Below are 12191 nucleotides of genomic sequence, written 5' to 3'. Positions count from 1 at the left end.
TACTCAGCAATCTGGAGCTTCCTGTGACGCTTGCTCAACCTCATCGCGATCTGCCTGCGCCGACGCGAACGCTACTGCTCTCCGGCCATAACATTGAACAAAAACGTGCCGAATTGCTGGCCTATTTCCACCAGACCTGGGAACAGTATGAAAGTCTGTTTACCTGTCTGGCCGATTCCCAGGCCTGGTTTACCAAAGCCATTCCGCTGCGCCATCCTTTAATCTTCTATTTTGGCCACACCGCTACCTTCTACATTAATAAGCTGATGGCCGGACGCCTTATCGACGCGCGTCTGGACGATCGTATCGAAGCGATGATGGCGATTGGTGTGGATGAGATGAGCTGGGACGATCTCAACGACAGCCACTATGACTGGCCCACTGTCGAAGAAGTCCGCGAATACCGCGGGCGCGTTAAAGCGCTGGTCAGCGATCTGATCCAGACCCTGCCGCTGACTCTGCCGATCACCTGGGAGAGTCCGGCCTGGGTGATCCTGATGGGCATTGAGCATGAGCGTATTCATCTGGAAACGTCCAGCGTACTGATACGCCAGTTACCGGTCGGGTGGGTGAAACCCCAGCCCGCGTGGCCGGTCTGCCCGATGGCGCGCCACCAACGCGAGGCTGTTCCGGCCAATACCCTGCTGCCGATGCCCGGCGGCACCGTCACGCTGGGTAAAACCGACGATACCTATGGCTGGGATGTCGAATATGGCCGCCAGCAGATCGCGCTGCAGCCGTTCAGGGCGAGCAAAATGCTGGTCAGCAACGCGGAATTCCTGGCGTTCGTTGAGGCGGGGGGTTATCAGGACGCTCGCTGGTGGGATGACGAAGGCTGGGGCTGGTGTCAGTTTGCAAAAGCGGAGATGCCCACCTTCTGGGTCGGCACGCCTGCGATGCCCGATCAGCTTAAACTGCGTCTGATGTGTGAAGAAGTCGCGATGCCGTGGGACTGGCCAGCCGAGGTTAACCAGCTGGAAGCGGCGGCCTTCTGCCGCTGGAAAGCGGATCAGACGGGAATGAGTGTTCAGCTCCCCTGTGAAGCGGAGTGGGCTCAGCTGCGCGAACAGGTCGCGGGCGATCAGCCGGATTGGGATCGGGCACCGGGTAACATTAACCTGGCGTACTGGGCTTCCTCTTCACCGGTCGATCTCTTCGCCCAGGGTGACTTCTTCGATATCGTCGGTAACGTCTGGCAGTGGACGACCACGCCGACCAACGGCTTTGAAGGCTTTAAAGTCCACCCGCTTTACGATGATTTCTCTACCCCGACCTTTGATGGCAAACATTCGCTGATCAAAGGCGGTAGCTGGATATCGACCGGCAACGAAGCGCTGAAATCGGCACGCTATGCGTTCCGCCGCCACTTCTTCCAGCATGCCGGTTTCCGCTACGTGGTTTCCAGCCATCAGGAAACCATGGCGCTGAACCCGTATGAATCTGACGCCATGGTGTCGCAATACCTCGACTTCCAGTATGGTCCGCGCTATTTCGGCGTGGATAACTATGCCGAAAGCCTGGTAAACCTGGCGCTGAACTACACCACAGCACGCGGCGAGGCACTGGATATCGGCTGTGCCACCGGACGCGCCAGTTTTGAACTGGCCCGCCACTTTGAACGTGTCACCGGCATGGACTACTCGGCGCGCTTCATCGATGTGGCGCTTCAGCTGGCCAGCGGCGAAGACTTCCGTTATCTCCTGCCACAGGAAGGCGATCTGGTGGAGTATCGCCAGGTTCGCCTGAAAGATTTCGCGCTGGAGAGCGAACTGGCGCAGCGGATTCAGTTTGTTCAGGGCGACGCCTGTAACCTTAAGCCGCAACCCGCCCGTTACGATCTGGTACTCGCATCCAACCTGATCGATCGCCTGCGTCAGCCCGCACGCTTCCTGCGGGATGTCACGCCGATGCTGCGTCAGGGCGGCATTCTGGTGCTCTCATCGCCCTATACCTGGCTGGAGGATTTCACGCCGAAGGAGAACTGGCTGGGCGGCGTGCGTGAAAACGGTGAGGCACTGACGACGCTGCAGGCACTGCAACGTCTGCTGGCGGCCGACTTCGACCTGGTCGATGAACCGCAGGATAAACCGTTTGTGATCCGCGAAACGGCCCGCAAGTTCCAGCACACGCTGGCGCAGGTCACCGTCTGGCGCAAACGCTAAGTGAACCGGCAGCGACGCCCGTCGCTGCCGGGAGTTGCCTGAACCACTATTTTGCTGCACATTCATCCTTGTTTACTTAAGCAGACCAATAACGAGGATGGCCATGGCCGAACATCTGCAGCTCGATAACCTGGATCGCGGCATTCTGAATGCCCTGCTCGACAACGCGCGCACTGCTTACGCCGAGCTGGCAAAACAGTTTAACGTCAGCCCCGGCACCATTCATGTCCGCGTGGAGAAGATGAAGCAGGCGGGCATTATCCTGGGCACCCGGGTTGATATCGATCCGCGCCAGCTGGGGTTTGATGTCTGCTGTTTTATCGGCATTATCCTTAAGAGCGCGCGTGACTATCCGGCGGCGCTGAGCAAACTGGATGCGCTGGATGAAGTGGTTGAAGCCTGGTACACCACCGGCCACTACAGCATCTTTATTAAGGTGATGTGCCGATCCATTGATGCCCTGCAACAGGTGCTGATCAACAAGATCCAGACCATAGATGAAATTCAGTCGACGGAAACGCTGATCTCGCTGCAAAACCCGATCATGCGCACTATCAAGCCCTGATCCTTCTCCGCCTTGTGCATAATCTTATCCCTGACGAATGTGGCGGCTGGCAACGGCTGCGTTCGCTTCTCTTAATCTATTAACCCTGTTGTCCACAGGTGGATCACCGCTTGATCACAGCGTACAATGCTCGCCTTAATGTCCGGGAGAGCAAGATGGCCGATATTACCTTAATCAGTGGCAGTACTCTGGGTAGCGCAGAGTATGTGGCTGAACATCTGGAAGAAAAATTACAGGAAGCGGGCTTCTCAACGCAGATGCTGCATGGCCCGGAGCTGGATGAAGTGCCACATGAGGGTATCTGGCTGGTGGTCTGTTCAACTCACGGTGCAGGCGATATTCCCGATAACCTGCTGCCGCTGTTCGAAGCCATCACGGAAAGCCAGCCCGATCTCTCGCAGGTCCGGTTTGGTGCCATCGGACTCGGCAATCATGAATATGATCTCTTTTGTGGCGCGATCCGCCAGATTGAAGCCCTGTTAATTGCTCAGGGTGCCCGCCAGATCGGCGATCGTCTGGAGATTGATGTGCTGGAGCATGAGATCCCTGAAGATCCCGCAGAAGCCTGGCTGGAAAGCTGGAAAAAGGCGATCTGAAGGGGGCTGGGGATCGCGAAATAGTGACGATCCCCAGTGGAAGATGCTGATTTTATCCTTTTCCGCTCGTTTATTTTGTGGATAACTACCCTCTTTTACTGCGTATAACCGGTAGTTATCCAAAGAACAACCGTAGAATGAATTTTGAGCTGTGGATAACATGCCATTTTGATCCCAGCTTATACGGATCAGGATCACCGATCACTAACAGGTAGTGATCCTCTTCATCCTGTTGTTTCTGCTGTGCTTCTGGCACATATCCACAGAAAAGCGGGATCCTAATAAGAGATCTAACAGAAAGATCATATACAGATCTAAGATCCTTTCTTTTAAAACCGGACGATCCCGCGGCTTTCACCCCAGACGGAATTTGAGTAGAATCCACGCCCCAGGACGACGATCCTGCAAGTTCATCAACCGAGGTACCACTTCATGTTTTATCAGGATCCTTTTGACGTCATCGTAATTGGTGGTGGTCATGCGGGCACCGAAGCCGCAATGGCGGCAGCCCGAATGGGTCAGCAAACCCTGTTACTCACCCATAACATTGATACGCTTGGACAAATGTCCTGTAACCCGGCGATTGGTGGGATTGGCAAAGGACATTTGGTGAAGGAAGTGGATGCCCTGGGTGGTCTGATGGCCAGTGCGATTGACCAGGCGGGTATCCAGTTTAGGATACTAAACGCCAGCAAAGGTCCGGCAGTGCGGGCAACCCGTGCTCAGGCGGATCGCGTGCTCTATCGCCAGGCAGTGCGTACGGCACTGGAGAACCAGCCCAATCTGATGATCTTCCAGCAGGCGGTCGACGATCTTATCGTGGAAAACGATCGTGTGGTGGGTGCAGTCACCCAGATGGGACTGAAGTTCCGCGCGAAAACAGTCGTCCTCACCGTTGGCACTTTCCTTGACGGCAAAATTCATATCGGTCTGGATAATTACAGTGGCGGTCGCGCAGGTGATCCCCCGTCCATTCCGCTGGCAAAACGACTGCGTGCGCTGCCGCTGCGGGTAGACCGCCTCAAGACTGGTACGCCACCGCGTATCGATGCGCGCACCATCGATTTTTCAGTGCTCAGCCCGCAGCACGGCGATAACCCGATGCCGGTGTTCTCGTTTATGGGCAATGCGTCTCAGCATCCGCAGCAGGTACCATGCTGGATCACTCACACCAATGAGAAAACCCATGAGGTGATCCGCAATAATCTGGATCGCAGCCCGATGTATGCCGGGATCATCGAGGGGATCGGTCCACGCTATTGCCCGTCTATCGAAGACAAAGTGATGCGCTTTGCCGATCGTAACTCGCATCAGATCTTCCTGGAGCCGGAAGGGCTGACCAGCAATGAGATCTACCCGAATGGCATCTCAACCAGTCTGCCATTCGATGTGCAGATTCAGATCGTTCGTTCCATGCAGGGCATGGAGAATGCGAAGATCGTGCGTCCGGGCTATGCCATCGAGTATGACTTCTTCGATCCACGCGATCTCAAACTGACGCTGGAGAGCAAATTTATTCACGGCCTGTTCTTTGCCGGCCAGATCAACGGCACAACCGGCTACGAAGAAGCCGCTGCGCAGGGGATGCTGGCGGGTCTGAATGCCGCCCGTCAGTCTGCGGACAAAGAGGGCTGGGCACCACGTCGTGACCAGGCTTATCTGGGTGTACTGGTTGATGACCTCTGCACGCTCGGTACCAAAGAGCCGTACCGGATGTTTACCTCCCGTGCTGAATATCGTCTGATGCTGCGCGAAGACAATGCCGATCTGCGTCTGACCGAAACCGGTCGTGAACTGGGTCTGGTGGATGATGCGCGCTGGGCGCGTTTCAATCAGAAGCTGGAAGCGATTGAACAGGAGCGTCAGCGCCTGCGCGATATCTGGGTCCATCCGAAGTCAGAGCACGTGACGGAAGTGAATACGGTACTCAGCGCGCCGCTGACCAAAGAAGCGAGCGGCGAAGATCTGCTGCGCCGTCCTGAGCTGACCTATCTGAAGCTGATGACGCTGGATGCCTTTGGTCCGGCACTGGCTGATGAGCAGGCCGCTGAGCAGGTTGAGATTCAGGTCAAATATGAAGGTTATATCGCGCGTCAGCAGGAAGAGATCGATCGCCAGCTGCGCAACGAGAACACGCTGTTACCGGTGGAGCTCGACTATCGCCAGGTGAACGGCCTCTCAAATGAGGTTATCGCCAAGCTGAACGATCACAAACCGAGTTCGATTGGTCAGGCGACGCGTATCTCCGGTATTACGCCGGCGGCCATCTCAATTCTGCTTATCTATCTGAAAAAACAGGGTCTGCTGCGTAAAAGCGCCTGATCTGAAAACGGGGCGAGGAGACTCGCCCCCGCTGAATGGACTTATGCTGTGATCAACACACTCACGTCGCTGCTACAGGCAGCCGGTATTTCCCTCTCCGATCAACAAAAACAGCAGCTGGTTGCCTATGTCGGCCTGCTGGATAAGTGGAACAAAGCCTACAATCTGACATCAGTGCGCGATCCGCAGCAGATGCTGGTACGCCATATCCTCGACAGCATCGTGGTGGCGCCGCATCTGCAAGGCTCACGTTTCATTGATGTTGGAACCGGACCAGGACTGCCTGGCATTCCGCTGGCTATCGTGATGCCTGATGCGCACTTTACGTTGCTCGACAGCCTGGGCAAGCGGGTGCGTTTCCTGCGTCAGGTTCAGCATGAGTTAGGACTCACTAACATTACTCCGGTGCAGAGCCGGGTTGAGGCGTTCCCGGCTGAGCCGCCCTTTGATGGCGTGATCAGTCGTGCATTTGCCTCGCTGACCGACATGGTGAACTGGTGTCATCATCTGCCGGGAAGAGAAGGGCGCTTCTTCGCGCTGAAAGGCGTGCGTCCGGACGATGAAATTGCGGAGTTACCGGCAGGCTACGTCTCTGATGCTGTGATTAAGTTGCAGGTACCGCAGCTGGAAGGTGATCGCCACCTGGTCATTCTTCGTCACCAATAGGCTTTCGACTGGCAGAGATTTAGCGTTTATCTGCCAGTGATTTTCGTCAGTTCCGGGATGAAAAAAGTGCAGATGATGCGCTATCAATAAAAGATTTTGATTAAGCCTTGGCTGACCGAAGGTTAAAACGCTGACGGAAATTATCCGAAAAGCTCTGTTACATTTAACGTTTAATTCACATTCAGTTATCAGAAATATCACTTGTATAGGCGGGTCGCTGAATGAAAGTAGTCACGGCAGAAAATATATCGCGGTAATAACTTTGCGTGCGTAATATCAATTACACGATTCTTAAGCACAGTTCGATGTCAATAGCGTGTTTTCTGTGAAAATAGTCTTGCAGATGCATTTTTATAATTTCAATGCTTTGATTTTATTGAGTTAATTTGTAATACAGATTGTTCTTAAATAGCGCGAAGATAAAACTCAGTGTAGTGAAAGTGCTTATTATGTGATCTAAAGCACGCTTTAAAAGCAAGTTGCGAGGGAATTTTCAGTCAGATTAGGGTGAATCTCTGCAGGGTAATCTTTGGAAAAATAGCCCTCCGGAAAGAAATTTAAATAATTGTTCACCTTTTCGCTACTTACCGATTGAAATCGCAGGTGCGGCCCGTATAATTTGCACGGCTTTTGCTGCTTGACTCAACTGCGCAAAGGCAGTCTTATACGACACGCGACATACCCCTAACGGGGCAGGAGAGTATCAGCGTCATGTCAGTGTCTCTTTACAGTGTAAAATACGCCCGAACGGTGCTGATGATTCAGCTGGTGACGATAGTCATCATCGGTGCACTCTTTGCTCTTAAAGATGTCATCTGGGGTCTCTCTGCTCTTGCTGGCGGTGCGGCAGCCTGGCTGCCAAACGTATTGTTTTTGTTTTTAGCCTGGCGCCTGCAGGGGCAAACCCCAGCTTCGGGGCGAGTCGCGTGGAGCTTCGCTTTGGGTGAAATAGCCAAAGTGTTTGCGACCATCATTTTGCTCATTGTGGCGTTGGGTCTATTCGGAGCGGTTTTCTGGCCGGTCGGAATAACCTGGTTATCGGTGCTGGTGGTACAAATGCTGGCACCGGCGGTAATTAACAACAAAGGGTAAGAGGCATCATGGCTGCAGGAGAAATCTCTACTCCGCAAGAGTACATTGGTCACCACCTGACTCATCTTCAGTTGGACCTGCGTACCTTCGAGATAGTGAATCCGCACGACGCTCCCGCGACGTTCTGGGTATTAAATATCGATTCCATGTTTTTCTCTATGGTGCTGGGAATCATCTTCCTGGTGTTGTTCCGTAGCGTGGCGAAATCTGCCACCAGCGGTGTGCCAGGGAAAATGCAGGCGGCTATCGAACTGGTTGTCGGTTTCGTCGATAGTAACGTGCGCGACATGTATCACGGTAAGAGCAAACTTATCGCCCCGCTGGCTCTGACAATCTTTGTCTGGGTCTTCCTGATGAACTTCATGGATCTGCTGCCAATCGACTTGCTGCCATATATTGGCGAGCACGTATTGGGGTTACCGGCGCTGCGCGTCGTACCGTCTGCAGACGTGAACATCACGCTATCTATGGCGTTGGGCGTATTTATTTTGATTCTGTTCTACAGCATCAAAATGAAAGGCATTGGCGGCTTCACTAAAGAGCTGACGCTGCAGCCTTTTAACCACCCGATCTTCATCCCGATCAACCTGATTCTGGAAGGTGTGAGCCTGCTGTCTAAGCCTGTATCACTGGGTTTACGACTGTTCGGTAACATGTATGCGGGTGAACTGATCTTTATCCTTATTGCCGGTCTGTTGCCGTGGTGGTCGCAGTGGGTGCTGAATGTGCCGTGGGCCATTTTCCACATCCTGATCATTTCGCTACAGGCTTTCATTTTCATGGTCCTCACGATTGTCTATCTGTCGATGGCATCTGAAGAACATTGATTTTTTTCTCAACACTACTTTCCCTCTTGATTTCGGGTTGCAGCGCACACCGCTGAAGCCCGGAAGATGAAGGGAGCATTTAACTGAAACAAACTGGAGACTGTCATGGAAAACCTGAATATGGATCTGCTGTACATGGCTGCCGCTGTGATGATGGGCCTGGCGGCAATCGGTGCTGCGATCGGTATCGGCATCCTCGGAGGAAAATTCCTGGAAGGCGCTGCTCGTCAGCCTGACCTGATTCCTCTGCTGCGTACGCAGTTCTTTGTTGTAATGGGTCTGGTGGATGCAATCCCGATGATCGCTGTTGGTCTGGGTCTGTACGTGATGTTTGCTGTCGCCTAAAGCCCTGTGTTCACTCAGCGCACAATGTGCAAGGGTGAACGGATTCTGCCGCTTATCGTTGATAACGGCAGAAAAGTTAAATACTCAATCTAGAGGCATTGTGCTGTGAACATTAATGCAACAATCCTCGGCCAGGCTATCGCGTTCATCCTGTTTGTCGCGTTCTGCATGAAGTACGTATGGCCGCCGCTCATGGCTGCTATCGAAAAGCGCCAGAAAGAAATTGCTGAAGGCCTTGCTTCTGCTGAACGTGCAAAGAAAGATTTGGATCTCGCGCAGGCTAATGCGACCGACCAGCTGAAAAAAGCCAAAGAAGACGCTCAGGTCATTATCGAGCAAGCGAACAAGCGTCGCGCGCAGATTCTGGACGAAGCCAAAACCGAAGCTGAAAACGAACGTAATCGCATCGTGACACAAGCGCAGGCTGAAATTGACGCTGAACGCAAACGTGCGCGTGAAGAACTGCGTAAGCAGGTCGCGTTGCTGGCTATGGCTGGCGCCGAGAAGATCATCGAACGCTCCGTGGATGAAGCTGCTAACAGCGACATCGTTGATAAACTGGTCGCTGAACTGTAAGGAGGGAGGGGCTGATGTCTGATCTGATTACTGTAGCTCGCCCCTACGCCAAAGCAGCTTTTGACTTTGCTGTTGAGCATCAAAGTATTGAACGCTGGCAACAGATGCTGGCGTTTGCCGCAGAAGTGGCTCGCAATGAACAGATGGCTGATCTTCTCTCAGGTGCATTAGCACCCGAAGCGCTGGCAGCGTCGTTTAACGCAGTCTGTGGTGATCAACTGGATGAACCCGCGCAGAACCTGATTAAGGTGATGGCGGAAAACGGACGTTTGACAGCGCTTCCGGCTGTACTGGCCCAATACATCGAACTGCGTGACGCTCATGAAGCCACCGCTGAAGTTGATGTTATCTCCGCCAGTACGCTGAGTGACGACCAGCTGAATAAAATCAGCGCCGCGATGGAAAAACGTCTGTCACGCAAAGTTAAGCTGAATTGCAAAATTGATAAGTCTGTGATGGCAGGCGTGATCATCCGTTCGGGTGATCTGGTTATTGATGGCAGCGTACGCGGCCGTCTTGACCGTCTGGCTGACGTCTTGCAGTCTTAAGGGGACTGGAGCATATGCAACTGAATTCCACCGAAATCAGCGAACTGATCAAGCAGCGCATTGCTCAGTTCAATGTCGTGAGTGAAGCTCACAACGAAGGTACGATTGTTTCTGTAAGTGACGGTATCATCCGCGTACACGGCCTGGCCGATGTCATGCAGGGTGAGATGATTGCCCTGCCGGGCAACCGTTACGCTATCGCCCTGAACCTCGAGCGTGACTCGGTTGGTGCAGTGGTGATGGGCCCTTACGCTGACCTCGCCGAAGGCATGAAGGTTAAGTGTACTGGCCGTATTCTTGAAGTACCGGTAGGCCGTGGCCTGCTGGGCCGCGTAGTGAACACCCTGGGTGCTCCTATCGACGGTAAAGGCGCAATCGACAACGACGGTTTCTCACCGGTTGAAGTCATTGCACCTGGCGTTATCGACCGTCAGTCAGTCGACCAGCCGGTTCAGACCGGTTATAAGTCGGTCGATGCGATGATTCCAATCGGCCGTGGCCAGCGTGAGCTGATCATCGGTGACCGTCAGACCGGTAAAACCGCAATGGCGATCGATGCGATCATCAACCAGCGCGACTCAGGCATCAAGTGTGTCTACGTTGCGATTGGTCAGAAAGCCTCAACCATCTCTAACGTGGTTCGTAAGCTGGAAGAGCATGGCGCACTGCAGAACACCATCGTTGTTGTGGCGTCTGCTTCTGAATCTGCTGCACTGCAGTATCTCTCTCCGTACGCAGGCTGTGCGATGGGCGAATACTTCCGTGACCGTGGTGAAGACGCGCTGATCGTTTACGATGACCTTTCTAAGCAGGCTGTCGCGTACCGTCAGATTTCTCTGCTGCTGCGCCGTCCACCAGGTCGTGAAGCATTCCCTGGCGACGTGTTCTATCTCCACTCCCGTCTGCTGGAACGTGCATCACGCGTAAGCGCTGATTATGTAGAGCGTTTCACCAATGGCGCAGTGACAGGTAAAACCGGTTCACTGACCGCGCTGCCGATCATCGAAACCCAGGCGGGCGACGTTTCTGCGTTCGTTCCGACCAACGTAATCTCGATTACTGATGGTCAGATCTTCCTGGAATCGAACCTGTTCAACTCCGGTATTCGTCCGGCCGTTAACCCAGGTATTTCGGTATCCCGCGTAGGTGGTGCTGCACAGACCAAGATCATCAAGAAACTGTCCGGTGGTATCCGTACCGCGCTGGCACAGTATCGTGAACTGGCGGCATTCTCGCAGTTCGCCTCTGATCTGGATGATGCAACCCGCAAACAGCTGAGCCACGGTCAGAAAGTGACCGAGCTGCTGAAGCAGAAACAGTATGCGCCGATGTCTGTCGCACAGCAGGGTCTGGTTCTGTTCGCTGCAGAGCGTGGCTATCTGAACGACGTTGAACTGGCAAAAATTGGCAGCTTCGAAGCTGCACTGCTGGCCTTCGCCGATCGCGACCACGCTGAGCTGATGGCTGAAATCAACCAGTCGGGTAACTTTAATAACGATATCGAAGCCAAGCTGAAAGGCCTGGTCGAGACGTTTAAAGCAACCCAGTCCTGGTAATGTCTGGCGGCTTGTCTGAAAAGGCAGGCCGCAAGGCTTTGAGGAGAAGCTAATGGCCGGCGCAAAAGAGATACGAAGCAAGATTGGAAGCGTGAAAAACACGCAGAAGATCACCAAAGCGATGGAAATGGTCGCCGCCTCCAAGATGCGTAAAACGCAGGAACGCATGGCGGCCAGCCGTCCGTATGCAGAAACCATGCGCAAAGTGATTGGTCACCTTGCGTTGGGTAATCTGGAATACAAGCACCCTTACCTGGAAGAGCGCGACGTGAAGCGCGTCGGCTACCTGGTCGTTTCAACTGACCGCGGGCTTTGTGGTGGTTTGAACATTAACCTGTTCAAAAAGTTACTGGCGGATATGAAGTCCTGGTCCGATAAAGGCGTGCAGAGCGATCTGTCGATTATCGGTTCAAAAGGGGCGTCATTCTTTAATGCTGTGGGTGGCAACATTGTGGCGCAAGTCAGTGGCATGGGCGATAAACCTACCCTGTCTGACCTGATTGGCCCGGTAAAAGTGATGTTGCAGGCTTATGATGAAGGCCGCATCGACAAGCTGATGATCGTCAATAACAAATTCAATAACACCATGTCTCAGACTCCGACCATCACCCAACTGCTGCCGTTACCGCCAGCGGAAGGTGAAGAAGAGATGAAGGCGAAGACCTGGGATTACCTGTATGAACCCGATCCGAAAGCGCTGCTGGATACCCTGCTGCGTCGTTATGTCGAATCGCAGGTTTATCAGGGTGTGGTGGAAAATCTGGCCAGTGAGCAGGCCGCACGTATGGTAGCGATGAAAGCCGCAACCGATAACGGCGGAAATCTGATCAAAGAGCTGCAGTTGGTGTACAACAAAGCTCGTCAGGCCAGCATCACCCAGGAACTTACCGAGATTGTCGGTGGAGCCTCCGCGGTTTAACCAGGTTTGGAATTAGG

General features: G+C 53.6%; 12 protein-coding genes. All 12 read left to right on the top strand.

All coding sequences use genetic code 11. The annotated features are described in order from the left end of the window. The first annotated feature begins 23 nt into the window (after positions 1 to 23). The 12 genes from ovoA to atpG all read left to right on the top strand — a co-directional run bounded on the left by ovoA (position 24) and on the right by atpG (position 12174). Complete coding sequence (ovoA, locus tag ACX8ZY_RS00290) at positions 24 to 2162, top strand: 5-histidylcysteine sulfoxide synthase (protein ID WP_033759309.1); 2139 nt, start codon at positions 24 to 26, stop codon at positions 2160 to 2162. A 103-nt stretch (positions 2163 to 2265) separates the two neighbouring features. Next, complete coding sequence (gene asnC / locus ACX8ZY_RS00285) at positions 2266 to 2727, top strand: transcriptional regulator AsnC (protein WP_003849496.1); 462 nt, start codon at positions 2266 to 2268, stop codon at positions 2725 to 2727. A gap of 155 nt (positions 2728 to 2882) precedes the next feature. Continuing rightward, positions 2883 to 3323, top strand: coding sequence for an FMN-binding protein MioC (gene mioC / locus ACX8ZY_RS00280; protein WP_010258855.1), 441 nt, complete (start codon positions 2883 to 2885; stop codon positions 3321 to 3323). A gap of 432 nt (positions 3324 to 3755) precedes the next feature. Next, positions 3756 to 5645 carry a tRNA uridine-5-carboxymethylaminomethyl(34) synthesis enzyme MnmG gene (mnmG, locus tag ACX8ZY_RS00275; protein WP_010258857.1) on the top strand — a complete coding sequence of 630 codons (1890 nt, stop codon included), beginning with the start codon at positions 3756 to 3758 and terminating at the stop codon, positions 5643 to 5645. Between the two features lie 48 nt (positions 5646 to 5693). Next, the gene (rsmG, locus tag ACX8ZY_RS00270) at positions 5694 to 6311 is read left to right on the top strand and encodes a 16S rRNA (guanine(527)-N(7))-methyltransferase RsmG (protein ID WP_010258859.1); all 618 of its coding nucleotides are present in this window, start codon (positions 5694 to 5696) and stop codon (positions 6309 to 6311) included. A gap of 711 nt (positions 6312 to 7022) precedes the next feature. Beyond that, on the top strand, positions 7023 to 7403 hold the full coding sequence (atpI, locus tag ACX8ZY_RS00265; protein WP_010258861.1) for a F0F1 ATP synthase subunit I: 381 nt from the start codon (positions 7023 to 7025) through the stop codon (positions 7401 to 7403). A gap of 8 nt (positions 7404 to 7411) precedes the next feature. Further along, complete coding sequence (gene atpB / locus ACX8ZY_RS00260) at positions 7412 to 8230, top strand: F0F1 ATP synthase subunit A (RefSeq protein ID WP_010258863.1); 819 nt, start codon at positions 7412 to 7414, stop codon at positions 8228 to 8230. Positions 8231 to 8335: 105 nt separating this feature from the next. Next, positions 8336 to 8575: a F0F1 ATP synthase subunit C gene (gene atpE / locus ACX8ZY_RS00255; protein ID WP_003849523.1), complete on the top strand. Its 240-nt coding sequence runs from the start codon at positions 8336 to 8338 to the stop codon at positions 8573 to 8575. A gap of 105 nt (positions 8576 to 8680) precedes the next feature. Continuing rightward, complete coding sequence (gene atpF / locus ACX8ZY_RS00250; RefSeq protein WP_003849528.1) at positions 8681 to 9151, top strand: F0F1 ATP synthase subunit B; 471 nt, start codon at positions 8681 to 8683, stop codon at positions 9149 to 9151. 14 nt (positions 9152 to 9165) lie between these two features. After that, positions 9166 to 9699, top strand: coding sequence for a F0F1 ATP synthase subunit delta (atpH, locus tag ACX8ZY_RS00245; RefSeq protein WP_003849530.1), 534 nt, complete (start codon positions 9166 to 9168; stop codon positions 9697 to 9699). Positions 9700 to 9713: 14 nt separating this feature from the next. Beyond that, positions 9714 to 11255 carry a F0F1 ATP synthase subunit alpha gene (atpA, locus tag ACX8ZY_RS00240; protein ID WP_010258868.1) on the top strand — a complete coding sequence of 514 codons (1542 nt, stop codon included), beginning with the start codon at positions 9714 to 9716 and terminating at the stop codon, positions 11253 to 11255. Positions 11256 to 11307: 52 nt separating this feature from the next. Continuing rightward, on the top strand, positions 11308 to 12174 hold the full coding sequence (gene atpG / locus ACX8ZY_RS00235) for a F0F1 ATP synthase subunit gamma (RefSeq protein WP_010258869.1): 867 nt from the start codon (positions 11308 to 11310) through the stop codon (positions 12172 to 12174). The last annotated feature ends 17 nt before the right edge of the window (positions 12175 to 12191 follow it).

The organism is Pantoea sp. XAF26B01_ASV70 (assembly GCF_054512635.1).
Note: the sequence above shows the minus strand (reverse complement) of the source record. Positions and strands in the feature narration are given on the sequence as shown.